We start from the raw sequence: 26,227 nt of genomic DNA on the forward strand, positions 1-26,227 counted from the left end.
TAAAGCGAATATTGATTGAAATATTTTTCCTATCCAAACTGGGAAAATTAAGTTCCCGCTCTAAAACGTTTCTGCCCCTTTATGTATACAAAGAAAATTAAATACTTCGATTCATCATACGGTGTGCTTGTTTTCCAGCATCGAAAAGTAACCCTGAGCCATTGAAAAGTGAGTACACTCATTGCGGTATTATGAGGTTTTCCTTTTACGGTTTGTTGTTGATAAACTTTTTGCCCAAAATGAAAAACACGGTTAGAGCTATATCTATTTATCTCGGCATTATTAGATTGGATCAAGAAAAATGACAAAACGCTATCCACCGATCGAACCGTTTAACTCGGGCATGCTAGAGGTAAGTGACGGTCACCACATCTATTGGGAAGAAGTTGGTAACCCAGAAGGGGTGCCTGCAATTTACCTTCACGGTGGGCCTGGAGGCGGCTGTGGGCCTGGTTCTAGGCGTAATTTCGACCCTAAAGTATATCGTGCTGTACTCTTTGACCAGAGAGGTTGTGGGCGTAGTCTTCCACTTGTTTCTGAGCCTAACGCTGACCTGAGCGCGAATACTACTGATCACCTAATTGCTGATATTGAAGCACTGCGAGATTATCTCAAGATCGACAAATGGGTTGTTGTTGGTGGCTCCTGGGGAGTAACTCTAGGTCTTGTATATGCGCAACGTTATCCCGATCGAGTCAAAGCGATGGTCTTAGGGTCAGTGACCACCGGAACACGTCGAGAAGTAGATTGGATCACTCGAGATATGGGAAGGATCTTTCCACGTGAGTGGGAGCGTTTTTGCTCGTTTGTACCTGAAACGGAAAGGGAAGGTGATTTATGTGCTGCATATGCAAGACTATTAACCGATTCAGATCCGAAAGTCTGTGAACGGGCTGCACTCGAGTGGTGCCGCTGGGAGGATACCCATGTTTCACTAATGCCAGGCTGGAAGCCCTCACCGCGCTATCGTGATCCTCAGTTTAGTCTTATTTTTTCTCGACTAGTAACACACTACTGGAGTCAAGGTTGTTTTTTGACTGATGGTGAGTTGATGGCGGGGATGCAACTATTAGAAGACATACCAGCGGTTTTAATCCATGGGCGATGGGATATTTCTGGGCCGCTGGATACTGCTTGGAATTTACACCTCGCTTGGCCGAAAAGTGAGTTGTGGATTCTCGAAGGAGCAGGTCATGGTGGAATCGGGTTTTCTGAAGCGATGACGGCTGCCCTGGATAAGTTTCGCGAATAAACGGTTGCTGTTTATTCCTCTCTAACAATACCATCAACCAGACAGTCAACCATCGCGTTTTTGGGCTGGTGCGAGTGCCAGTTTTGCCCCAAAACATTTTAGCATTATGACGTGCTACTAGCACTATTATCTAAAAGTTGACCAAATTTTAGTAATGCTTTGGAGTTGATGGTTCCGTCACTCAGGCATCAAACAGTTCAGCTAGATGTTGTTCATCAACACCGTTACTAGGGTAATAAATATTGAGTCGGCTATTCGATTTTCCATCAATGTTCCACCATATTTGTTTATCTAACGTTACATCCCCAATAGAAGCATGATTGTAAGTATATAAAATTTCCTCAGGCTGTAGCACGACATTGTGCTGCCAAGCTAACGCAAATATCGGAGATAGCGTAGTAAATGCCTCAATTTTCAGTTTTAATTTTTCGTCATTAGGATTCGCAGCCAGCGCATTTCTCAGAAATCCTGCTATTCGATATATCTGTCTTTCAAGCTTAGATTTGCTATCGATATTGAGAAATTTGTTCCAGTCAGTATTTGAGATTATTAGATATAAGTAATTTCTATTTTCAGGTTCGATTTCCATTAAAGAAAACCCGACCATGAGATCAAATGCTTTATTAGAGCCAATAATATCGAGATATTCATTTTGTAATAATGCGGGCAATGGGTTCAGTTGAAACAGGAGCTGGCTGGTTTTTGATGTTATTGTCGCAGATTGAACAACAGGTTGTTCGTCGGGTAGTGAGTGAACTAGGTTACAAATATATTTGTACTCAGAAGGAGATAACAGCAATGTATCTGATATCGCTGTTAAAACTTGCATAGAGATACCCAATGCTTGCCCACGTTCTATTTGGCTATACCAAACGGTACTGATACCCGCTTTGTATGCCACATCCTCTCTTCTCAATCCTTTAGCTCTAGAGCGAAAAGGTTTTGATAGTCCAATCGATTCAGGTTGAACCTGCTCTCTCTTTATGCGTAAAAAATCACCTAAAAGCTTTAGATTTTCGTTTTGCACGACTACTTACCCTATACAATTTATATACATATAAATACTTACTTGCGCGAATTCTTGCCCATTTCATAATGACCACCTTCGTCTGGGTCGTATGACTTAAGACAAATTGACATCGGTTGAGTCGAGGGTAAGAGAAGTAATGAATGATAAGTTAACCAAACCACATTTTCTAGCAATCCTATGCATACTGATGGCGTTTGCCTCTCTATCTATTGATTTGTATCTACCCGCTATGCCATTGATGGAGAAAGAACTGCATGGGGACGTTGAATTAACCGTTACCTCTTTTCTCATAGGATTTTCTATTGCTCAATTACTATGGGGACCTATCAGCGATTCTTTTGGGCGTCGTTTGCCTCTTTTCATTGGTATGTTGATGTTTATCGTAGGCTCAGCTGGATGTGCGATCTCTATCAATATTGAGCAGATAGTACTTTGGCGAATTGTTCAAGCATTTGGTGCTTGTACTGGTCCCATGCTTGCGAGGGCAATGATCAGAGACTCTTTTAGCCGTATTAAGGCGGCGCAGATGTTTTCAACACTCTTTTTCTTTATGGCTGTTGCACCAATTGTCGGTCCTTTAATTGGTGGGCAGATAATTCGTTTTAGTCGTTGGCAAGTCATTTTTGGAATGTTGGTCGTTCTCGGCGTAATCATGTTTATCTCATTGTTTGCATTACCTGAAACGTTACCTGAAGAGAAGAGAGTAAAGCTGTCTTTTACAAACGCATTCCATAACTATCTAGTACTCCTGAAGAATCGAACCTTCATGAAATATACGCTTTGTCTTACATTCTTCTATGTTGCTGCATACGCTTATATGACTGGTTCGCCATTTGTCTACATAAGCTATTTTGGAATAGCTCCGCAATACTTTGGATTACTCTTTGGACTTAATCTTTTGGGCGTTATGGTAATGAGTATGATAAACCGTCGCCTTGTTTTACGATACCCATTAAAACAATTGTTAAAAGCGGCCGTTTTCGTTTCTTTACTGGCAGCAGCTGCATTGGCTTTGGTGGTGAAGTTACAAATTGGAGGGGTTATCGCTGTCGTACTATCAATCTTTTTATTCTTTTCGATGAATGGGATCATCGCCGCCAATACCACAACCGCCGCATTAGATTCTGCCCCATTTTTAGCTGGCTCTGCTTCAGCAGTCATGGGAGCATTGCAATATGGAAGCGGTATTGTATCTACACTTTTTTTAACATTTTTTAACGATGGCACACCCTGGACGATGGCTTGGATTATGTTGGTATTTACATTTGCTAGTGTTGTAACGCTGTTACTACCAAATACCACAGTAAAAGAAAGTGTAATAGTTGAGTAAAATAGACCACCGTTTTAGATGTTTTCCATATTTATTTTCATCTAAGATCATCTAGCTATTATTCAATTTCTAGCTCATTTCTGCCTCTTTTAAAGCTGGTAATGTATCAGCGCTCGTAATCTGGTAGAGGAGTTTTAGGTTAATTTTTGTAATGCTAAAAGTAACTACCATGCTGGCGAGCATTCAGTGTACTACTCAGTAGTGAATTACTATACTGAGTAGTATTATAGGCAAAACTATCCACTATTATTTGCGGTCAGTAAATTTGAGAAATTCCTTTGTGTAACGTTCGCCAGCAACTCCAATATTCGAAGTAAGGTTACTCAAAGTTGTCAACTGCTCATCAGATAGTGTCAAACTGACTGATCCAAGATTATCCTCTATGTGATGTATTTTGCGACTTCCAGGAATAGGAACTATGTCATCGCCTTGATGTAATAGCCAAGCTAACGCAATTTGTGCTGGGGTTGCATCAAGTTCAAGGGCGAAGGATTTTATAACGTTCAGTAACTGTAAGTTTTTATCATAGTTATCTCCTTGTAGGCGAGGATCTCCCCATGAGCGGAAATCACTTTTGGTGTATTGAGCTGAACTTTTTGCCTCTGTGGTGAAAAACCCTCTCCCAAGAGGGCTAAAGGGAACCAAACCAATCTTGAGCTTGCGAAGTAGAGGTAATATTTCTGTTTCAATATTTCTCTCCCACAATGAGTATTCACTTTGTAAGACTGAAACAGCAAACTCTCGATGAGCATTTTCTATAGTAGTGCTACTAGCCTCTGACATACCGAAATATTTAACTTTTCCTTCTTTGACCAATTCCCCTACTGTTCCAGCAACGTCCTCAATAGGAATGTCAGGATCAACTCGGTGTTGATAAAGGATATCTATATAATCAGTTTTCAATCTTTCTAGCGAAGCATCAACAACATCACGTATATGTTCTGGCCTGCTGTCTAGACCTGAAGCTCTAGTTTTAGTGATATCGAAACCAAATTTGGTTGCCAATACGATTTTCTCTCGTTTCATGGGACCGTCTGCAAGCCAATTCCCAATTAGCATTTCATTTGTATAGGGACCATACATTTCTGCTGTATCGAGCATCGTAATACCATTATTCACTGCATAATCCAGAGCCATTTTCGACTCCTTTTCGTTAGACTCGCCGTAAGCGTGGCTCATTCCCATACAGCCCAAGCCTAGCTTAGATGCTTTTAGTCCCTGAGTTCCTAGAATCCGGTACGTGTTCATAACTGCTTTCCTATTGCTTTACCTTTTGATAGAAACCAGTGTGTCATATTTAAATTATTTGTTTAATACTGCATTATATTAATGGATTAGTAAGCTTAAGATGGATAATTATGAAAAGTAGTGAATACTCTGATTTAAAAACATTTAAAACGGTCGCTAAATTGGGGAGCTTCGCAGGGGCTGCTAGAAAATTAAAAATGACTCCATCAGCAGTTAGTCAAATCATACGCCGTTTAGAAAAACATCTAAATGTACGACTTCTAAATCGTACTACTCGCAGTGTTTCATTAACAACAGAAGGTATGGCATTGTTTGAACGTATTGAACCTGCGCTAGTTGAAATTGAGTCCGTATTAACGGAACTAAAGTCTAATGCATCTACCCCGATAGGATGCGTAAAGATACATTCAAATAGCATGGCCGCTAAAGAATTGTTAACTCCATATATTGGCGAGTTTAATATTCGATTTCCAGATATTATGTTGGATATCATCGTCGAAGATAATGTTATTGATATTATTTCTCAGGGGTTTGATGTTGGCCTAAGTTTAGGAGAATACGTTCAAAAAGATATGATTGCGTATCCATTGGCACCGCCAACAAAACTTGTTGCAGCCGCTAGTCCTGAATATCTGGAAAGATATGATATCCCACAGACACCAAATGATCTTCGATACCATCGATGCTTAAATTGGAGATTCCTAAGCGATAAGAGTATTTACCGGTGGGAGTTTTATGTTGACGGACATTGGTTATCTTACGGTGTCGATGGTCCTCTTGTTTCGACATCGAGAGATTTATTGTTATCGTCAGCGCTAAAAGGCGCAGGAATCATGTTATGGGAGGAACATATATTACAACCGTGGTTTGACAGGGGTGAACTGATACCGTTGCTGAGAGATTTTTGTCGTCCATATTTAAGCTGGCATTTGTACTATCCACGTCAGAAACATACGTCTAAGCCAGTAAGAGCTTTTATTGATTTTATGAAAGAAAAATATCCCGCGAGTTGAAGTATATTTGAACTCATCAGTGTAAGCACCTCAGGTAAAATTAATGTTATGTTGAAGCACTTTTACCCCACTTCAAGCTAGAAAAAGAACATACACATGGTTTGTTAGAGTGATCTAACCCTAGCACATCTAATAACATATTGGATTCAATTGACTGTATGTGCGTGGTACTTTATATGTTTAATGAACATCGGGATTTTTTTAGCCAAGTGTTTTCTCGAAGAATAAAAAGCATACAGCACTAAATCATCAGGGCGATACTCCATCTCTACCTCCTCCAAAGTGCCTGAACATATCTCTGCTTGGCAAAATTCTTTAGGCAGTATCGCAAGACCTAGACCAGATATTGCCCCCGTTTTGGCAAGGTGTCCGCTGTTTACTTTAAAGGAAGATTGTACTTTTTGGGTAATAAGCTCACCTTTAGCGTTTTTGAATACCCAGGGAGTTCCATTTATCGCGGTAAAGCTACTGATACATGGAACATGTTTCAAATCGGTAATCTGAAAAGGTTTGGGAAAACTCTGTAGGATTTTTGGTGATGCCACAACAGAACTCGGCCAGCGCTTAATCTCCTTAGCTACCCAATTATTGTCTTCAAGCTTTCCACGATGAAAGCTTAAAACAATATCAAATCCATCAAGTAAATCCTCTTTTGGGCTTATGCTCGTCTCACAACATAGTGAAATCGATGGGTTCTGGGTACAAAAAGAAACGACTGCTTGAGCTAATGCAGGCGCATCAGGCATTAAAACTTTAAGCTGCCCCATGACTTCATGAGAGTGCTGAGTCACTTCCTCAAGAGCATCATTAAGCTTGTCTACCAATGGCTGTGTACGCAAATAAAGATGCTCTCCGGCATCTGTTGGTGTAACTCGGCGTGTAGTTCTGTCAAATAGGCGCGTTTCCAGTTGCTCTTCAAGTAACGCCACATGGCGACTGACGTTTGAGGTTGGCAAACCTAGAAATTCCGCAGCCCGTTTAAAGCTATTGTTCTCATAGACACAGTGAAAACTTTTTAGCCACTGCTGTTCAATCCTATCAAGCATTTTGCTTAGTCCCATTAATTGGGATTATTAAACCCAAAATCAGCACTTTATTACCAGAATCAAGTTTATACAATACTTCCCACTAAAGTTATTTGGATAAGGTTTCCCATGAGTTGGTTAGAAAGGCTATTAGATAAGAAGAATATAATCCGTACACGAAAAGTATCGATTCCAGAGGGGATATGGATTAAATGCCCCTCATGTGAAGAGATCTTGTACCGTCCAACCCTTGAGAAGAATCTAATGGTGTGTCCAAAATGCGATAACCATATGAGGTTTTCGGCACGCTTACGCTTAGACAGTTTTTTGGATAAAGGAGGACGAATTGAAATCGCCGGTGAATATGAACCGAAAGATTTACTAAATTTTAAGGACATGAAACGCTATAAGGAACGCCTTGTTCTAGCTCAGAAAAGTACAGGAGAAAAAGATGCATTAGTTGTGATGAAGGGAAAACTGATGGGTTTGCCTATTGTTGCCTGCGCATTCGAATTCTCTTTTATGGCGGGCTCGATGGGCTCTGTTGTAGGTGCACGTTTTGTTCGGGCAGTCGAAACTGCTATTAATACAAATTGTGGATTAGTTTGCTTTTCTGCTTGTGGTGGTGCCCGAATGCAGGAGTCGCTAATGGCTCTAATGCAAATGGCCAAAACAAGTGCCGCTTTGAATCAGTTATCAATGGCTCAATTACCATATGTATCGGTACTGACAGATCAGACTTATGGTGGTGTTTCAGCTAGCTTAGCTATGTTAGGTGACATTAATATTGGTGAGCCTAAAGCCAGAATCGGATTTGCGGGAAGGCGTGTTATAGAACAAACCGTTCGAGAAAAACTACCTGAAGGATTTCAGCAGAGTGAATTCCTATTAGAGCATGGTGCATTAGACATGATTACTGATAGACGGGCGATGCGTAAAAAAATAAGTGGGATAATTGCGAAAATGACAAATACAACTATCTCTTTAGATGTATAGTTCGTGTCACTAATCTGACCTAGCTAACTAATGCAGCTTACTCAATTTATCCGTCTCAGAATTACAAGTTAATCACGCAGGTTACGCAACGTAACTTGCGTTACGAACTTGATTAAGTTCTTCTTCCTGATTGTAGAAATATTTATGATCATTATTTGAAAAGATTTTTGGCTTAACTTTCTTATATGTAAATAAATTAATTTATCTTAGTTCAACAAGTGTTAAGTTCACTCTTTTTTAGGAAAATTATTGATAATTTTTATTTTTTGTTAGTATCCAGTTTATTAATGATTTTAAAGGTGTTGGTATGTATTTTCTGGTTGGATAATATAAGCAGAAATTATCGCAAGGGTAATTATATTCAGGTAGCAATCTAACTAATGAATTATTTTTAATTTTATCACCTACTAAACTTTCATAAACAAAAGCGATACCAATACCAGCCTCAGCAGATTTTATCATTGCTAAATCTGAATCAAGAGTTAAATCGCCACTAACATTTATATTAATTAAATTATTATCTTTGTCTTTGAATTCCCACTTGTATAATTGACCACTTGGAAAGCATCTATTAATACATCTAAAATTTATGAGATCTTCTGGTGTGGTTGGAGAACCATATTCTCGGAGATATGAAGGACTACAGACTGGGATAAGTGAAGGTTTCTCTCCAATCGGGATTGCGACCATATCTTTTGGAATATCAGAATGATATCTTATACCCGCATCAAATCCCTCATCGATAATATTAATTTTTTTATCCGTTGTATGTAATTCTAATTCAATATCTGGGTTATCTATCTTAAAGTTAAGAAAATACGATTCAAAAAAGAGATCTAACACTATTTTTGGTAAATTAAATTTTACTAAACCAGATGGTTTCTCTCTATGAATATTTAAATTATCAATAGCTTCTTTATAGCTATAAAATATAGGCGTTATTTCTTCAAGGAATATCCTCCCCGCCTTCGTTAAAGAGAGACTACGGGTGGATCTATTCAGAACTCTTATGCCAAGCTTTTCTTCTAGGTTATTTATAGAACTAGTTAATGATGGTGGGGAAAGATTTAACTCCTTCGCGGCTTTTCTAAAACTACCATGTCTCACAATCAGAATTAGAATTTCAATTTGCTGAATATCGGGAATATTTTTCATTGTTAATGATTTTTTAATACGGCATTAATTATATATTAATTGTTCTATTGAAAAATTAAAAGTAAATTTATGAGCGTAAATTCTATTGAGGTGAAATAAATGCAAAAACGGTTTCTGGGTAAAGAAAAATTCGAAGTATCAGGTTTAGGTTTGGGCTGTATGGGAATGAGCTTTGCCTATGGAGGCTCAAAGGATCATGATGCAATTAATACTATTCACGCAGCTATCGATATGGGTGTAACTCTACTGGATACAGCCGAAGTTTACGGCCCGTTTGAAAACGAAGTTTTGGTCGGTAAAGCTATAAGAGGAGTAAGAGATAAGGTAAAAATTGCAACTAAATTCGGTTTCCGCATTCTACCATCTGGCCACGGCCTTGAAAGAATGGCGGGCGTAGATAGCAGACCCGAACATATTCGTAAAGCCGTAGAGGGCTCATTAACAAGATTAAATATTGACGCTATCGACATATTGTATCAACACAGAGTTGATCCCGACGTACCGATTGAAGAAGTAGTAGGAACAATGTCAGATCTTATTAGAGAAGGCAAAATTAAGCATATTGGTTTATCTGAAGTCTCATTAGATACTTTGCGCAGAGCAACTAAGGTTCACCCAATCACTGCTGTTCAGTCAGAGTATTCTCTATGGTCTAGAGATCCAGAAAACGGAATTCTAGAGGCGTGTAATAAATTAGATGTTGGTTTTGTGCCGTATAGTCCTTTAGGCAGAGGTTTTTTGACTGGAAAAATTAACGATGTTTCCAAATTTGTAAACGATGACTTTAGAAGAAGTCTTCCGAGATTTCAACAGAATGCTATGGAGGAGAATACTCTTCTGCTTAATCAGCTGAAAAATATGGCAAAGAACAACGAATGTTCTCTCGCTCAGATAGCCTTGTCTTGGGTCATGAGTAAAGGCGAGCAGATTGTTCCGATACCTGGAGCAAGAAAAATCGAACATCTTAAAGACAACGTTGGAGCTATCGATTTGAATCTTTCAAAAGATGATATTCGTTTAATTGATCAAATTTTTTCTCCGCAAAATATATCGGGTTTGCGCTATACAGACGGCGATTTTAGCTTAATTGAGAATTATTAGTCACTCATCAAAGTCCACCTCTATTAAGGTGGAACATATAAGGAACTTCATGAATATTGCTATTCCGCGTACAGCAGGTATGCCACTTGCTGTGTATGCGTTATCTGCCGGATCTTTTGGTATAGGTACTACTGAATTCGTAATAATGGGTTTACTTCTTAGTGTTGCTAGTGACTTTCATGTTTCTATGACAATCGCCGCTTATTCTATTAGCGCATACGCTTTTGGGGTTGTGGTAGGGGCGCCTTTACTTACACCTCTGCTGAGCCGTTTCCCAAAAAAACCAGTATTACTTGTATTAATGTTGATATTTTCTACCGGTAATCTGCTTTGTGGTCTATCCGATAGCATGACATTCTTAGTTATTGCTCGTGTTGTAACTGCTTTTATACATGCTTCATTTTTCGGAATTAGTTCTGTGTATGCGGCTGAAATAGCGCCACCATCAAAAAGAGCATCAGCCGTATCATCAGTTTTTCTCGGTGCTACGCTAGCAAATATTCTAGGTGTTCCCTTTGGTGCATGGATTGGTCAACTATATGGCTGGAGATATGCCTTCTTTATGGTAACCGTTATTGGCTGTATATCTGCCGTAGCAATCTTAGCGTTAATACCAAACAAAAGAGATGAACCATCTGACGTCCCTAAAATCAGGAATGAAATTAGAGCTCTCGCTAATTTCAAAGTTTTAAAATCTTTACTCATTACAGCATTTGGTTTTTCCGGTGTGTTTACGACATTCACATATATTGAGCCAATGCTTCAGAACATTTCGTTAATGAATGTTAGCACTATACCCTCGGTCTTACTTCTTTTTGGAGTGGGGATGGTTGTTGGTAATCATTTTGGGGGGAAACTGACTGATAAAGGCACACAAAAAACACTCATTACCACACTGTCGTTCTTATTTTTAATACTGTGTTTGTTTCCGTTAGCAATACAAACAAAAACTACGGCATGTATCGCGGTGTTCCTGCTGGGGACTGCAATGTTTGCAACTATACCTCCACTTCAGGTACAAGCTCTTGATAGCACGCAACAATCTAAAAGTATGATTTCGTCTTGTAATATAGCAGCATTTAATTTAGGCAATGCTGTTGGGGCTTGGTTTGGCGGAATACTAATAGCTTTCGGAGTTTCATTATTAAATATACCTATCGCGGGGGCATTTTTAACCCTTGTCGGTTTAGCTATTGCTTGTTTAAAAAGTAAATAAAAGGAGTAAAAATGAAATATCGTTATCTTGGCTCAATAGGGTTATCGGTTTCCGAGTTATGAATCGCCATTAGTTCGCTAGATAACTTAAAGTCCGGATAAACTGAAGTAATCCCAAACAGACTATCTCAAATTAAAGCTCTAAATCATTCCTGTCCAAAAACTGGTTACGTTTCCCGAATACTAGCTTCAATCTAGCTACTTTCTTACTTGCACAAAAAAGCCCCTAGCTAAAAGGGGCTTTAAACGATTCATTAATGCGTTGATGGGCTTTCTTTCACCGGTGCATCTTTGTTGATCATCGTAACGTGTAAATCACGTTGCGGGAATGGAATCGACAGGCCAGCTTCTTCAATCTTAGGTTTGAGCTGACGCTGGATGCTCCAGTAGGTATCCCAATAGGTATCCAGCGGACACCAAGCGCGTAGCTGAAGGTTCACAGAGCTATCGGCAAGCATTGTTACTAATACTTTTGGCGCAGGGTCTTGAAGGACAGCTTCATGGCTTAATGCCAAATCTTTGAGGACATTGAGGCCAACATCGATTGAATCCTCATAAGAAATGCCCACAGTGATATCCATACGACGACGACTGTTACGGCTGTAGTTTTTAATGGTTGAAGCCCAGACAACACGGTTAGGACTTGAAATAAACAAGCCATCACCTGTTTCGAGGATTAGTGTGAAAAGACCAATGTCTTTTACCGTACCTGAGAATCCGGCGAATTCAACGAACTCACCTTGCTTAACCGGCTTTAAAAATAAAAGCATTATACCAGCAGCAATGTTGCTAAGTGTGTCTTTTAATGCAAGACCAATCGCTAAGCCAGCGGCACCGACAAGAGCAACTAAACTCGTTGTATTAACACCAAACAAATCAAGAATGATAACCAGAGCGACAACATAAACGGCGTAAGACGCTACTTTAGAGAAGAGTCTGGAAACGATCTCATCGCGATTACTTAGCCGCATAACGCTACTAAAGATTGCCTTACGAATCAGTTTTGCGATAACAACAGTCAATATGATGATCAGTACTGCTGTCAGAGTATTTTGCAGAACATCCAGAATCAGAGTCTGATGATCGTTATAAAATGCGAGTATTTTGTCCATATTTTCTCCAGTGAAAGCTGCTGAACAAGATTATTTTTGTATTTCTGAATGACTTAATTAGCCGAGGCTACTATGGATCAGATAAAAATTGTAACTGATATAGCAAATGATAAACACCACACCTTCCATACGGCTAATGGTACGCGTTTTACCAAATTTGATTGCAGCTAACAGAAGCATAAAAGTAATAAACAACATAGAAAGCCAATCGCGCCAGAATATTTCCGCTCCGATTTGGTCAATTGGTTTTATGGTCCCAGCAATACCGATCACTGCGAGTGAGTTAAACATGTTAGAGCCCACGACGTTACCCACCGCAATATCGTGCTCGCCTTTACGAGCGGCCATAATCGACGTTGCCAGCTCAGGTAAAGAAGTACCAAGAGCGACAATCGTTAGACCAATCAAAAGCTCGCTAACTCCTAATTGTTCTGCAATTTCAACCGCCCCCCAAACAAGCAGTCTGGAGCTTACGATAAGTAAAACGAGTCCCGTAATAATCCAAAAGAGCGATTTTTTCAGCGTCAAACTTGGACCTGACATCTGCCCTTCCATTTGCGTTTCAAATGAGTCTTTTTTGGACGTAACTGCACCGATAATCGACCAGCCAATCACACCAATAAAGGCTACGATGAGAATCCACGCCTCCAAGGTTGAAATGTAGTAATCCCAAAGCATCACGCCCAACACTAATGTGATGATAAGTAAAATTGGAATCTCTTTCTTAACAATCGCAGAGTGAACGGCGATTGGAGAGATGATGGCAGTCAACCCTAAAATCAGACTGATATTAACGATATTTGAACCGAGAGCATTACCAAGTGCGAGAGCGGGATTGCCGTCAAGTGCTGCAAGCGCAGATACGACCATTTCCGGGGCAGATGTGCCGAACCCGACCACCAGCATGCCGATCAGCAAAGGAGGCATACCAGCATAGGCAGCTCCAGAAGCGGAGCCTTCCACAAACTTGTCAGCACTCCAGACAAGCACAATAAACCCAACGACAATAGCCAACCCAGCTAAAACCATAGCAATAACCCTACATCAAGATAAAAAAGTTCACAGAAATACATTTCTTACAGGTATGAAGATAATGTTTTTTGCGAAGAAAAAAGGAGAGTAAAAGGAATCTGCATCTTCGCGGGTTGGAACGCTTAGCATTTAACTAAGCATCCCCCAAAAAAGCAAGCATTATAATGCATGACACTGTCACTTAAATAAACTATCGCGTTAGTTGCTTCTTATACTTTAAATGAACCATCAAGTGTAGAACAAGATTGCACCACCAGCGAAATTGGTACAAGATACGGGCGATCGATTCAGGAAGAGTCATTGAACACGAATAATCATGAAAGGAGTCTGCGTTGTTAGCTGGCGTTTTATTTTGTATGACGGCGTCTGTATTGTTTGCCGTACTTTGCTATTACACTGTTTTTTTAGCGCCTTTAGATGGTTACGAAGTCTTTGGCTGGCGAGTCATGGGCACGGTTATTCTTGTGGGTCTTATGATCAGCCTACTTAAAGAATGGCGCCCCATTAGTAAGCAACTTATCAAAATATTTAAAACACCCCAGCATTTACTTATTCTCCTCGTGTGTACAGCGCTCATATCCCTCCAGTTATTCTTATTTGCCTGGGCACCTTTAAATCAAAGTAGCGAAGCGCTCGCAATGGGTTACTTCCTGATGCCATTATCAATGGTGCTGTGCGGACGATTAATCTTTCAGGAACAACTATCAAACTACCAAAAACTCGCCGTTACATTGGCAACGCTTGGTGTGATCAGTAATCTGGTTATTCATGGCAACCTGTCTTGGGTATCAATGCTGGTGATGTTGGGTTACCCGCCCTACTTTATTCTTAAACGCCAGTTAGGCCTAAGTGCGATTCACAGTATGTTCATTGAACATCTACTCATGCTGCCCATTGGCATACTATTCGTTCATGCGCAGAATTGGAGCCCAGACTTTTTCGCCGTACAACAACACGGCTGGCTAGTCATTGCAGGTCTTGGAATACTTGGCGGCGTTGCACTGCTCTGCTTTATCGCGGGAAGCAAACTGCTACCAATGTCATTGTTCGGAATGCTCGGTTATCTTGAGCCATTATTACTGTTTGTTGTTTCCCTTATTTTACCTGGAAGCAGATTCAGCCCAATCGATTTTTTCACCTATGTTCCTATTTGGCTCGCGATATGCTGTCTTATTCTGAACGGCTGGAAAAGCTATCAAAGAACCTCCCCAAAAGCAGAATACGCGGCCTAAGCCGCGTATGTTTGACAGGTAGATTATTCAATCGACATCGAGACTTTCTTTGCTCTACGTTTGTTAATAAAGGAGGTCAAATTAACCTGAGCGATAAAGGTCCCCCCAATAATTAACGCTGCCCCTATCAATTTATACGCATTAAGACTGTCGCCTAGAATCCATGCTCCCATAAAAATAGCGAACACAGGATTTAATAGAGAATATGGGACAACTTTATTGACCGGATAAATTTTCAGTAACCAATACCACAGAGAATACGCGAATATGGACGATGCGATCGCGCTGTACAGTACGGCAAACCATCCTTTCCATGACGCCTCCATCAACATCGCAATCTGATCGTGCTCCACCGCAAAAGACGAAAGACCAACAATTGGGATCGCGAGAAAAGACATCCACCCTGCCATTGTTAATGGATGGATTGGCACAGAACGCTTAACGACGATATTGGTAATGGCCCAGCCCAGCGCACTAATAATCAGCAGAATAAGTGCAATCGGTGAGCTCGAAGACGGACTGCCTGATAAACAAAATACACCGATGAAAGACAACGTGATCCCTGCAATCTGAATCACACGAAGTTTTTCCTGTAGAAAGAAAACAGCGAGAATCATGGCGAATGGTGTTCCTAACTGGACGAGTACAGCAGCGGTACCTGCATCGGTGTATTGTGTGCCAACAAACAAGAGTGAGAAGTGTAAAAAACCAAAAGTTACCGCCTGAATGGCAACCGATTTAAACTGAGCTTTATTGACTCGGGTGAAAGGTACGACAATGATCGCCACAACGAGAAAACGTAACATGGTCATGAAAAGCGGGGGTAATTCCGTAACACCCAGTTTGATAGCAATAACATTAAATGCCCAGACCGTAACGACGATCAGAACAACCAAAAAATGACGAAACGTCATGATAACCTCTAACTTATCAGGACATGGTCGTTCCTGATTAAAGAAAATAACAGACTAAGAATAAATTTGAGATTCTTCATCAGTGTCGCTGATATTACGATTGACGTAGAATCGGGAGAAAAAGACGCCAACTTCAAATAGTAAATACATAGGAATGGCGAGTAACGTTTGAGAAATAATATCCGGTGGTGTCAATACCATACCGACCACAAATGCAGTAACAAGAACGTACGGCCTTTTTGCCGCAAGACTTTTAGGGTCGGTTGCTCCAGTCCAACATAATAAAATAATCGCAACCGGTATCTCAAAAGCCACTCCAAACGCAAAAAAGAGCGAAAGAACAAAGTCTAAATAGCTTTCGATGTCGGTAGCAAACTGAACCCCCGTTAATGAAATCGCTGTGAAAAACTTAAAAATCAACGGAAACACAACAAAATAGGAAAACGCAATACCGCAGTAAAACAACAACGAACTGGAAAACATCAGAGGCATAATCAATCGTCGCTCCTGTTTGTATAACGCCGGCGCAATAAATGCCCAAACTTGAAACAATACATAAGGGATCGCGATAAACAAGGAAACAAACATCGTCAATTTCAGTGGAGTAAAAAATGGTGATGTCACGTTCGTTGCAATCATGCTCGCACCTTTCGGTAATTGAGCTATGAGTGGTTGTGAAATGAATTCATAGATATGATTCGAGAAATAAATCAAGCCAAGAAACACCACAAGAACGGCGATTAAGGACTTCAATAATCGATTGCGTAATTCAATCAAATGACCAATTAACGTTTGATTTTGCTCGACTTCAGGCATACTACTCTCCCTGTTTGCACATTATCGAATTAAGAACGAATCGAATGATCCAATTCCGATACCGTGTCAGCCGTTTCCTTTCTGACTTCATTCAATGAGTGAGAATGAGAAGACAGTTCATCCTTAACCTTCTTCTCTACATCTCTCATCTCATGCTGAACGTTTTGTAGCTCGGCTTCGTTTAATAGCTCGGTTTTCATATTGTGCATGGTCGATTTCGCCTTGCGAATAAACTTCGATGTCATTCGAATGGTTTCGGTCAATCGCGCAGGACCTAATACAACCAAACCAATAACAAAAATAAGCATCAACTCACTAAAACCGATATCAAACATAATTACGCCTGCTCTTTGCCGTATGTTGATTTCACATCCGCAAAATCCGCATCTTTGCCTTCAAGTTGAGCTGCTTGCGCTGCTTTTGCTTCCGGTTTAGCCGTTTCATCATTATTCATTGCTTTTTTAAACCCCTTAATCGCAGAGCCTAAATCACCACCAACGTTACGTAGCTTTTTTGTTCCAAATAACAACACAACGATTGCAGCGATAATAACCAATTGCCAAATACTGATTCCACCAAGCATAACTGAGACTCCCTTTGAGTTTATAAATATAAGCTTCTGAAAAGATTCAGTGCTCCCAACATTCTGGAAGCACCTTATTACTAGACTTTACTTAACGACCACGCCCAATTTTCATTGAGAATTTGTTTACGGGCGCGCAACAATAATATTTGCGAATACTTACCGTAATCAAATGCGATAGACGAAACATACTGTTGGCTTAGCGCCCACAAGCCCCATCGAACCAGTGCTACCCCGATATAAAGATAGGTTCTGGCGACAAGATCCGAAGTCGCTTTGCCATTGTACATCTCAATAATACCTTCGATATTTGACAATTCGTCGAAAAAACTTTCGATGCAGAACATACCAACATCCCAATATGGGTCGTTATTAGCGGCATATTCCCAATCAATAATTTTTATGACGCCAGCATCATTACGCATGTAATTCGATATATAAGAGTCATTGTAACAACCACAGAGATCAATACCAGAGGCTTCTATCGCTGCTTTTGCCTGATAACAATGTGCAATTAGCGTTTCAATGTCCTTTGGCAATGTCGGACATACTTGTTTTGCCTGCTTTATCAGTGTCTCGAGCTGCTGAAATCCAGTATTTGTTTCCTCAAGAATTAAGTCCTGATGAACAGAATGATAGGCAGACATGATATTGCCACGGATTTTGGCATCCTGAACATCCAGGATATCGCAACTTCTATAAGTATCTAGAAATTCATGGACTTCAACGCCCATCTTCTCATCATAAAATAACACGCCAGGGCCAATACCTTTTCCAGCAGCAATGGTCGCGGCTTTTAACGCCGTCGCTCGGTTGATGTAATTCTCTGTACCTTCACCGTGCAACTTGACAAAAAACTTTTCACCATTGGATTGATCACTAACACACCAGTTCACGTTAGTAATTCCGCCATTGATTCGCTTTACGGCTAAATCGCGCCCAACAAAGTTAGGAATATCTTTAAGAACGGTTTGTATATCATTCATCATAGCGTCACATCTCCTTGATCAGCTTCGATAAGTCGGATGAGGATAAATGGTGGCGAATACGAACAAGTCGATTCGCTGCATATTTATACAGTTCAGGACCTTTGCGATATGGGTTTGTTTCTCCTAACAGAGCCCACATAGCCCAGACTGCATCATCTACAACGCTGTATAGCTTCAGCCTTGCTAATAACGCCGGAGTCGTTGCTCCAAAATACATTTCTAGTAACTGATTACGATCGTCGTCGTCAGTACAGACTTCCAAAGACATCGCCGCGATATCCCACATCGGGTCGGAAATGGTTGTTCGATCAAAGTCTACTAACTTGATGTCATCTTTGTCTGAAATCAACACGTTCGACATGGTGTTTTCACCATGCAGAATAGCAAGGTCAGAGCCAGATACTTTGAACGCTTGTTGGATTTCACCAACTATAGCGGCTAACTTTTCCATTGTAATATCTGTATTCACAGGCATTGGCAGTGGATTAGGCAATGCATTCCAAACGCTCTGGTAAGCATCAAAAACATCAAAGGCAGACAGATCTAATTTAGAACTACCTTTGATATGCCAAGCTTTCTTCACTTCAACGAGCTTCGCTAATCTATTCGGGTCTTTAAAGTCTGTTACAACCGCCGTTTCCCATCCCTGATTAAGATATTCCAAAAATAAGCTTTCCGTCGCAGCATCACTTGCGATCAGTTTTGCACCTATACCTAACTGACCAGCTTTAGTGAACGCCTGAACCGCATTAGCAAATGAGTAGGGAGCTAACGCTTCATGGTGGTACGTTTTTGCTAAACAAGAATCGGATCCGCTTACTACCGGTCGAATCAAACCATCAAGACCATTATGTGCAGGCATAGCAATAGCAGGAAACGGATCGGCAGGCTGCTCTTTATCTTTGTCGCTTCCAAAACGATTAATCACCGAGAGTTGACGAACACTGGTCTTCAACAGCTCTTCATTTACTGGAGTACTTGTCATCATGCTCACCTCCGATACCTAAGCAACCGTTGGAAACGTGTAGTGATATGAGGTTGCTTCGGCATAGCTCAAACAAGCCTGAAGAATCTCAGTATCTTTATTTAGAGACGAGATAATCTGTAGTCCTACAGGAGAAGTACCGACAAAACCACACGGCATAACGGCTGCAGGTTGTCCTGTTTGGTTAAATAGCGCCGTAAACACTACGTGGTCCTGTGGACGGTCTTCATTCGCGCCAGCCATTTCAGCGCCAAAGTTCGGCATCGGCATTGTTGGTGCTAATACGAAATCATATTTATCGACCATTTGAGCAGCTAAGCGTTGAGCTTTATCAAAACGACTAGCAGCCATAACGTATTGTGTTGCTGGAATACCTTCTACGGAATCGCACTGAGCATTCACAACATCCAACACATCTCGTGTGCGGCCTTGAGGTAACGAAGCTCGTTCCATCCCCGCCTTGACGGAGAAATAAACACGCATATCTTCGAGGAAACTAAAATCGAGTGGTGCCTTGATATCCGATACTTCAGCCCCAAGTTCTTCAAATACTGACGCTGCTTTTCTTACTAGCGCTTCAACTTCAGGCTGGGCTTTTTCACCACATCCCATATCAGTCAAAACTCCAATTTTCTTTCCTGTTAGATCTAACTTGTCCAATTGACTCGGAATATTTGCGCCTTTTTCAAACGCTCTTGAATCCGGGCCATCAATGACTGACATAAGCAGGATGGCATCTTCTACTGTACGAGTCAGAGGACCAACAACGCGGTCTCGGCTGTATGGCAGATGAGGAACAACACCAGCGGTGGGTTTCAAACCAACGATTCCGCAGTGACTTGCAGGCAGACGTACCGAGCCGCCGACATCACTACCAATGGCAAGTGGTGCCATACCAGAAGCAATTGCAGCACCCGCACCCGCTGATGAACCACCGGTATTCAGTGAAGTGTCCCAAGGGTTTCTTGTCACTCCATGGAAAGAGCTAACTCCAGCTCCCAAAAAGCCCATGTCTGGCATCGTTGTCTTTGCAAAGATAATTGCTCCAGCTTCAATTAATCGCGCCGCTGGAGGTGAATCTTCTGTAGAAGGCTCTATATCATATCTCGCTTTGACACCGCGAAACATTCGCATGCCTGCAACATCGATACTGTCTTTAACGACGGCTGGAACACCATCTAGCGGTCCCTTTGGCTGCCCAGCTTTCCAACGCGCTTCTGATTCGATTGCTTCTGCAATCGCTTTTTCTTCTTGAATATCATAGAGCGCATTAAGGATCGGGTTTAATTCTTTAGATCGTTGTAGCACCGATTTAATTACGTCTACTGGTGAAATCTCACCTGATTTATATCCAGCCAAAAGTTCTGTTGCTGATAATTTCCACATATCCATTTTCCTTTATTCCTTTCCTAACTATTCCTAGTGGAACAGCTCACTCGTCTTGTTAAAAACAAACTAAAAATCGACTAACTTATTGTCGCGACTTTCTTTTCCTTGTGATGTTCTAAAGGTTCATCCTCTTGAGTCAGTGTGATTTTTTTGTCATTGAGAAAACAAGCTGCTAGTGCTCTATCACCACGACTGGTCAACGTTGGGTTCTCTTTTTCACATCGATCATGAGCGTGCGGACAACGACTTCTAAATGCGCAACCTGCAGGCAAGTCGATCGGGTTTGGTGGCTCACCCTCTAACAAACATTCTTTCGGATCGTAGCGTCGTTTTTCCAATGTTGGGGCCGCCGAAAGCAGTGCTCTTGAGTACGGATGACCTGGGTCAAAGAAAAGCCTTTCGTTTGGCGCCACTTCAACCGTTTCTCCCAAATACATTACGGCGATACGCGAACACACGCGTCGAACCATCGCGAGATCGTGAGAAATATAGATGTAGGTGAAGCCATGTTGCTTCTGTAGTTTCTCGAATAGCTCCAGTAATTTACCCTGCTCAGTTTGGTCAAGCGCAGAAAGCGTCTCGTCCATAATCAGCAGTTTGGGCTCAAGAATCATCGCCCTACCAACGTTAAGACGCTGGCGTTGTCCCGCACTCAAACCGTTAGGCAGTTCGTGATATAGATGCTCAGGAAGACCAACTTCACGCATAACTTCGAGTGCCTTTTCCTTACGCTCCTTTTTATTCCCCAACTTATGAATAATCAGTGGCTCTTCAAGGATAGCGCCGATTGACGTTTGAGGTGGCAATGAACCATAAGGGTCCTGAAGCACTAACTGAAAGGAACGACGTAGCTCGCGTAATCTCGCCTGCGAGCAGTTGAACGTAATATCCTCACCATCGAACAAAATCTGCCCCTGGTCTGGTTTCTCAAGTCCAGTTAGCAAACGCATTAATGAGGATTTACCACAACCAGACTCACCCACAAGACCAAAGTTATCACCCTGATACACATCGAAATCGACATTACGTACAGCCTGAACAACCGATTTAGACCCATTTCGGTTTTGCACCGTATAGGACTTACCCACACCGCGTACCGACATAATCGGCTTATCACTTTTCGACTGTTTTTTCACTTCAATCGAGCTATCCCACAGTTTGGGTAACTCTTTGATTAACGCCTGCGTGTAATGATGAGTCGGTGCGTTAACCAATTTTTCCGGTGTTTGTAGTTCCACGACTCTTCCCTGATTGAGTACAAGTACACTATCGGAAGCGTCACATGCCACGGGTAACGAAGAACAAATAAACAGAATCGCTGTATTAAACTTATCATTTAGATCGCGCATCAATTTAAGAATCTGTGCAGCTACCGTCACATCCAGAGGTTGGGTAATATTATCTGCAACCAATAATGCGGGATCCGAAAGCAATGCATCGACGATCATCACACGTTGCATCATCCCGCCAGAATACTGCATTGGGTACTCATCAAATCGGCTTTTAGCAGCTGGAATACGCACCGCTTCAAGCAGTTCTATGGCTTTCTGTTTAGCCTCCGCCCCTTTTACATCAGGACAAACTGCGATTAACTTTTCGACTAACTGAGCACCAACAGTCATAGTTGGATCAAGCGCTCCAGCAGGGTTACCCCCAACGTACGCGATGTCTTTACCTGCCAGCTTTGATGCTGACTTCGGGTCATCCAGCAAGTTACTCCCACGAAAAATCACTTCGCCAGAGTTCACAGATAAAGTAGATGGAAGCCAACTAACAATCGTTTTCGCCAATACGGTTTTACCCGCACCACTCTCGCCAATGACAGAAAGAATCTGACCTGGATTTAGCTCAAAAGACACGTCTTTTAGAATCGTTTTCGAACCGCTGCTTTCATCACTGACGACAGTTAGTCCCTTTACTGATAGAAGAGGTTGTTGCATATTAAGCGCCTCCATAAACACTGTTTCGAGCACGCTCTAATGCTGCGCCCATTAGATTAATACTGGTAAGTGTGATAAACAGGAACAGGCCAGGCATCGATGCAATCCACCATGCATTCAATAAGTACTTACGACCATCTGCAATAATGTTGCCAAAAGTAGGCGTTGGTGGCTGAACACCCAGTCCGATAAAGCCCAACACACTTTCAAATATCATCATGCGAGCGATATCGAGAACCGCAACAAACGCCATTGGTGGCAAAACGATAGGCAAAAGCAACATAAACATGATGCGAAAGTCAGTTGCGCCCATAACCAAAGCGCCACGCACATACTCTTTCTTTCGTTCAGACATAATGGTTGAACGCATTACCCGCGCATAGATAGGCCACCCTGCGAGGCCAAGCACAAGGATAATAGAGGGTATCGTTGGTCTGGAAACACCCAAGATAGTGATCGCCAAAATAATCATTGGAATGGCAAGCTGAGCGTCGGTAATACGCATTAAAACGGTATCAACTTTGCGTGAGTAATACCCTGCTACCAGACCAATCAATGCACCAACAATGAGCATTAGCACCGTTGTGAGCACACCAATAAACAACGAGTAGCGCAAGCCAACCAATGAACGAGACAACATATCCCTGCCAAGTTGGTCAGTCCCAAGTGGATGCGCCCAAGTCCAGTTTTCCCCCATAAACACGGGTGGTAGTAACTTTTCACGGATCGCTATTTTGGTTGGTTCGATACCGCTTAGCATCGGATAGAAAATAGCCGCTAATAACAGTACGACGAAGACAATAAAACCCACTTTGAATTCAGTTGACTTAAACGCGGTACTCCAGATACGAGACACGATTGAACGTGCTGCTTTCGGGTTTGACATTGCACCCTGATTGATTACATTAAGTTCAGCCATTAGTAGTCCAACCTTGGATCAATTGCGTTAGAGATAAGGTCTACTGCAATGTTAATTAGAACGAATGCTGCAGCAGTCACGATGGCGATACCCTGAATAAGAGGAAAATCCCTTTGCATAACGGCGTTAATAGTTAGCAAACCAATACCGGGGTAGTTGAAGATAAATTCCACCACCAGAACGCCACCTAATAGCATAGAGAATTGAACACCAATCATATTCAGAACAGGCACAGAGGCATTTTTAACGGCGTGTTTAAATATGATTTGTTGTTTTGATAGACCTCGAACCTTGGCGATATCAATAAAGTTTTCCGACATCACTCCCGCAACCGACACCGATAAAGAACGAATGATGAATGGCGCAAGCTCAATTGCTAACACGAAAGCAGGCAAGATTGTGTATTCAAAACCTTTGTAGCCAACAGCCGGTAATAGCTTGAGATTGACGGAGACAATCAACGCGAGAACAATACCTACCCAAAAATTAGGTAAGCTTACGAACATTGAACTGGTATAAAGAGCCAGTTTATCGGGCCATTTACCCGGATGAGTACCAGCGCCGATACCAATAGGTACCGCAATGATCAAACCAAATAGCATTGCTAACACTGCAAGTTGAAGCGTTTTGGGTGCTGCGTCTGCAATCAGGTCTAACACCTCAGCCCGCTCACCACGAGTACTATCATCAAAGCTTGCACCGCCAACCGCAGCGCCATTTGCCGGACGAACAAATGATTGCCCTAAATCACCCCGTACGACCTTAGACATGTAGTGATAAAATTGCACCGGAATTGGATCTCTAAGTCCCATGTCGGTAGCAATTTGTTCCACCAAAGAATCTGGTGCCATACCGCCAACCATCAACCTTACCGGGTCGCCTGGGACGACCCTAAGTAAAGTAAAGATGAGTGCTGAAACAATTAAAACGATCAGTAATCCCTGACTCAATCGTCTCAGTAGAAATCTAAAAATAAACATACATTGCCCTTTATTTCTGATTTGCTTCTTTACTAAATAAATACTTTCGACGTTAAACGACGGAAGTATCAGTTGCGTTCATGAGGCCGTCTGGGTAGAAAAACAGACCATCTACATCTTTGCGCATTGCATGAATCATTACCGAAGTAAACAGAGATAAAGCAGGCGCTTTATCTGCAAGCATCGGCATGAGGTTGGTTTGCAACGACTTCTTACGTTCTTCCAAAGAAGGGGCATCTCTTTCTTCATCCAGTGCTTTATCAATTTCTGGATCAACAATGCCGCAGATACGTTTAGAGCTGGAATGGAAATGCGCGCGAAGTACCAAGTCAGGCTCAGGAGAACCAGGCGACCAACCGCAGTCAACCATATGACCAGGGCCACCTCCCGGACGGTCGTACAAGCGTTCATTCCACGCTGCAACCTCCATCACGTTCAGTTCCACTGGGAAACCTTGCTCTTGCAGCATGGCAGTAATAACTTCGCCATACTCTTTTGTTTTAGGATAGAAACCAGTAGAGGTTAGATACTCGAGTTTTGGTAAACCTTCACCATTCGGGAAGCCAGCCTCAGCCAGCAATCGCTGACATTCCTCTGGGTTGTACTCTGGATAATTTTCTAAATCGATATAGCCAAATTTTATCGGTGAAACAAAGTTCTTTGATTCACTTCCAGCGTCCCCGAGCAGTTCGAGAATAGTGCTACGATCAATTGCATGACAGGCTGCACGACGAACGCGCCAGTCATTGAAAGGTGGTTTAGAGCAACGGAAGAACAAGTATTTGTTTTCAACAGATAGAACTTTAGAAATTTTAATATCGTCTTTAGCACTTAGTGTTTCTACCTGCTCTGGCTCCAAACGCTCAATCACGTCGGCTTCACCGCTCATAAGCGATAACATGCGTGTCGTTGCGTCACCAGTAAAGACGTAATCAACACCAGGTACTTTCGGCGCACCAGCGTAGTAGCCAGGGTTAGCTAACAGACGAGTAGTGTTCCCTTTCTGTTCGCCAAACGTAAATGGACCAGTTCCGTTCAAACGTTGAGTCAGTGGACCACCAGTGCCTTTAGCGATATCCGCTGCGGACATGATTGGAATATAAGAAGCTAGGAATAAAAATAGTCCGGCACCGTAGCCGCCTTTCGATGTATCAAAAATCACCGTGTGCTCATCAGGTGTTTCGACATCAAAAGTATCTGGCCCTCCGGGAAAACTCTGTCTTGGTCGATCAAGACGAGACGCATATTTAAATGTGGCCTTAATATCTTCAGAAGTAAAAGGTCGTCCATCATGGAATTTAACCCCTTTACGAAGAGTAAACTTGATTTTGTGCGCGTCGATTTGATCGTAAGCTGTTGCTAGATCATAAACGACTTCCTCTGGATTATTCGGTCTCATCGGAGAACGAATAAGAAATCCCATCACAAAGCCTTCGATTGTAGATTGAGATAAGGTTGTATGTGCAGTTGGATCCCAGTTACCTGTTATATTTTCTGCCGATAAAAACACCATTGTTTTCTGCTTAGCAGCAAAGGCTGACGATATAAAAAAGTTTGGGTTAACACTTGCGACTCCGGCTAGCCCCATCGTGGCTATTCCAGAACGTAAAAACGACCTTCTATCCATCTATCTCTCCTTCCATGTAATACTTGTTCGTTTCAATTAACCAAACTCACACAATTCATCCTATTCGTGTTGATTGGCAAATAGTGACAAGCAAATGTGCTTTCACTTGCATTTACACATAGCACCAACCATGCCAACTTCAACAAAAATATATTTTTTCTTTACAATTCAATAATTAATCGAAATAACAACGACAGGAACCCATTCTTTTGTTGCATTTATGTGCACAATTATGGGTATTAAACTGATCAAAATGGTGCGAAATACAAATTATTGTTGTTTTATGTTGCTTTTTGTTGCATTTGAATGAGAGGTGTGACTAAAATGCACACAACGACGCAAAG

At 41.6% G+C, this 26,227-nt stretch carries 24 protein-coding genes; 7 read left to right on the forward strand and 17 right to left on the reverse strand.

Annotated features, from left to right (window positions below; genetic code table 11):
- The first annotated feature begins 301 nt into the window (after positions 1 to 301).
- Positions 302 to 1,252: a prolyl aminopeptidase gene (gene pip / locus EES38_RS00925; RefSeq protein ID WP_124935292.1), complete on the forward strand. Its 951-nt coding sequence runs from the start codon at positions 302 to 304 to the stop codon at positions 1,250 to 1,252.
- Between the two features lie 181 nt (positions 1,253 to 1,433).
- On the opposite strand, the gene EES38_RS00930 is transcribed toward pip, so the two are convergent.
- On the reverse strand, positions 1,434 to 2,279 hold the full coding sequence (locus EES38_RS00930) for an MmyB family transcriptional regulator (RefSeq protein WP_124935293.1): 846 nt from the start codon (positions 2,277 to 2,279) through the stop codon (positions 1,434 to 1,436).
- A 139-nt stretch (positions 2,280 to 2,418) separates the two neighbouring features.
- Between EES38_RS00930 and EES38_RS00935 the strand changes: the two genes are divergently transcribed.
- A complete protein-coding gene (locus EES38_RS00935) occupies positions 2,419 to 3,612 on the forward strand; it encodes a multidrug effflux MFS transporter (protein ID WP_124935294.1) in 1,194 nt (397 codons plus the stop codon).
- 246 nt (positions 3,613 to 3,858) lie between these two features.
- On the opposite strand, the gene EES38_RS00940 is transcribed toward EES38_RS00935, so the two are convergent.
- Positions 3,859 to 4,860 (reverse strand): aldo/keto reductase, encoded by a 1,002-nt coding sequence (locus EES38_RS00940; protein WP_124935295.1) that lies wholly within the window; start codon positions 4,858 to 4,860, stop codon positions 3,859 to 3,861.
- 110 nt (positions 4,861 to 4,970) lie between these two features.
- Here EES38_RS00940 and EES38_RS00945 point away from each other — a divergent pair, with 110 nt between their 5' ends.
- Positions 4,971 to 5,873: a LysR family transcriptional regulator gene (locus tag EES38_RS00945; RefSeq protein WP_124935296.1), complete on the forward strand. Its 903-nt coding sequence runs from the start codon at positions 4,971 to 4,973 to the stop codon at positions 5,871 to 5,873.
- A gap of 146 nt (positions 5,874 to 6,019) precedes the next feature.
- On the opposite strand, the gene EES38_RS00950 is transcribed toward EES38_RS00945, so the two are convergent.
- Positions 6,020 to 6,919, reverse strand: coding sequence for a LysR family transcriptional regulator (locus tag EES38_RS00950; RefSeq protein ID WP_208020382.1), 900 nt, complete (start codon positions 6,917 to 6,919; stop codon positions 6,020 to 6,022).
- Between the two features lie 108 nt (positions 6,920 to 7,027).
- Between EES38_RS00950 and accD the strand changes: the two genes are divergently transcribed.
- Complete coding sequence (gene accD / locus EES38_RS00955; protein ID WP_124935298.1) at positions 7,028 to 7,894, forward strand: acetyl-CoA carboxylase, carboxyltransferase subunit beta; 867 nt, start codon at positions 7,028 to 7,030, stop codon at positions 7,892 to 7,894.
- 246 nt (positions 7,895 to 8,140) lie between these two features.
- Here the strand turns inward: accD and EES38_RS00960 are convergent, their stop codons facing one another.
- Entirely contained in the window at positions 8,141 to 9,049 is a 909-nt protein-coding gene (locus tag EES38_RS00960; protein WP_124935299.1) for a LysR family transcriptional regulator, read from the reverse strand.
- A gap of 99 nt (positions 9,050 to 9,148) precedes the next feature.
- On the opposite strand from EES38_RS00960, the gene EES38_RS00965 reads away from it, so the two are divergent.
- Positions 9,149 to 10,150 (forward strand): aldo/keto reductase, encoded by a 1,002-nt coding sequence (locus EES38_RS00965; protein WP_124935300.1) that lies wholly within the window; start codon positions 9,149 to 9,151, stop codon positions 10,148 to 10,150.
- A 49-nt stretch (positions 10,151 to 10,199) separates the two neighbouring features.
- On the forward strand, positions 10,200 to 11,366 hold the full coding sequence (locus EES38_RS00970) for an MFS transporter (RefSeq protein WP_124935301.1): 1,167 nt from the start codon (positions 10,200 to 10,202) through the stop codon (positions 11,364 to 11,366).
- Positions 11,367 to 11,619: 253 nt separating this feature from the next.
- Here the strand turns inward: EES38_RS00970 and EES38_RS00975 are convergent, their stop codons facing one another.
- A complete protein-coding gene (locus tag EES38_RS00975) occupies positions 11,620 to 12,477 on the reverse strand; it encodes a mechanosensitive ion channel family protein (protein WP_124935302.1) in 858 nt (285 codons plus the stop codon).
- Between the two features lie 57 nt (positions 12,478 to 12,534).
- Entirely contained in the window at positions 12,535 to 13,506 is a 972-nt protein-coding gene (locus EES38_RS00980; RefSeq protein ID WP_124935303.1) for a calcium/sodium antiporter, read from the reverse strand.
- Between the two features lie 335 nt (positions 13,507 to 13,841).
- Between EES38_RS00980 and rarD the strand changes: the two genes are divergently transcribed.
- Entirely contained in the window at positions 13,842 to 14,741 is a 900-nt protein-coding gene (rarD, locus tag EES38_RS00985) for an EamA family transporter RarD (protein WP_124935304.1), read from the forward strand.
- Positions 14,742 to 14,764: 23 nt separating this feature from the next.
- Here rarD and EES38_RS00990 read toward each other — a convergent pair whose 3' ends face one another.
- The 11 genes from EES38_RS00990 to EES38_RS01040 all read right to left on the reverse strand — a co-directional run bounded on the left by EES38_RS00990 (position 14,765) and on the right by EES38_RS01040 (position 25,883).
- On the reverse strand, positions 14,765 to 15,655 hold the full coding sequence (locus tag EES38_RS00990; protein WP_124935305.1) for a DMT family transporter: 891 nt from the start codon (positions 15,653 to 15,655) through the stop codon (positions 14,765 to 14,767).
- Between the two features lie 54 nt (positions 15,656 to 15,709).
- A complete protein-coding gene (gene tatC, locus EES38_RS00995; RefSeq protein WP_124935306.1) occupies positions 15,710 to 16,471 on the reverse strand; it encodes a twin-arginine translocase subunit TatC in 762 nt (253 codons plus the stop codon).
- A 29-nt stretch (positions 16,472 to 16,500) separates the two neighbouring features.
- Positions 16,501 to 16,806: a Sec-independent protein translocase protein TatB gene (tatB, locus tag EES38_RS01000; RefSeq protein ID WP_124935307.1), complete on the reverse strand. Its 306-nt coding sequence runs from the start codon at positions 16,804 to 16,806 to the stop codon at positions 16,501 to 16,503.
- A 2-nt stretch (positions 16,807 to 16,808) separates the two neighbouring features.
- Positions 16,809 to 17,054, reverse strand: a complete 246-nt coding sequence (gene tatA, locus EES38_RS01005) for a twin-arginine translocase TatA/TatE family subunit (protein ID WP_124935308.1) — start codon at positions 17,052 to 17,054, stop codon at positions 16,809 to 16,811.
- An 80-nt stretch (positions 17,055 to 17,134) separates the two neighbouring features.
- Positions 17,135 to 18,043 (reverse strand): choline/ethanolamine kinase family protein, encoded by a 909-nt coding sequence (locus EES38_RS01010; RefSeq protein WP_124935309.1) that lies wholly within the window; start codon positions 18,041 to 18,043, stop codon positions 17,135 to 17,137.
- 4 nt (positions 18,044 to 18,047) lie between these two features.
- Entirely contained in the window at positions 18,048 to 19,031 is a 984-nt protein-coding gene (locus EES38_RS01015; RefSeq protein ID WP_124935310.1) for a phosphotransferase, read from the reverse strand.
- Between the two features lie 15 nt (positions 19,032 to 19,046).
- Positions 19,047 to 20,414 carry an amidase gene (locus tag EES38_RS01020; protein WP_166434184.1) on the reverse strand — a complete coding sequence of 456 codons (1,368 nt, stop codon included), beginning with the start codon at positions 20,412 to 20,414 and terminating at the stop codon, positions 19,047 to 19,049.
- 80 nt (positions 20,415 to 20,494) lie between these two features.
- Positions 20,495 to 22,357: an ABC transporter ATP-binding protein gene (locus EES38_RS01025; RefSeq protein WP_124935312.1), complete on the reverse strand. Its 1,863-nt coding sequence runs from the start codon at positions 22,355 to 22,357 to the stop codon at positions 20,495 to 20,497.
- 1 nt (position 22,358) lies between these two features.
- The gene (locus EES38_RS01030; protein ID WP_124935313.1) at positions 22,359 to 23,276 is read right to left on the reverse strand and encodes an ABC transporter permease; all 918 of its coding nucleotides are present in this window, start codon (positions 23,274 to 23,276) and stop codon (positions 22,359 to 22,361) included.
- Positions 23,276 to 24,256, reverse strand: a complete 981-nt coding sequence (locus tag EES38_RS01035) for an ABC transporter permease (RefSeq protein WP_124935314.1) — start codon at positions 24,254 to 24,256, stop codon at positions 23,276 to 23,278. Before EES38_RS01035 ends, EES38_RS01030 begins: the two co-directional genes overlap by 1 nt.
- A 52-nt stretch (positions 24,257 to 24,308) precedes the next feature.
- Positions 24,309 to 25,883: an ABC transporter substrate-binding protein gene (locus tag EES38_RS01040; protein ID WP_124935315.1), complete on the reverse strand. Its 1,575-nt coding sequence runs from the start codon at positions 25,881 to 25,883 to the stop codon at positions 24,309 to 24,311.
- Between the last annotated feature and the right edge of the window lie 344 nt (positions 25,884 to 26,227).

This window comes from Vibrio viridaestus, from assembly GCF_003856525.1.
Classification (GTDB): Bacteria; Pseudomonadota; Gammaproteobacteria; order Enterobacterales; family Vibrionaceae; genus Vibrio; species Vibrio viridaestus.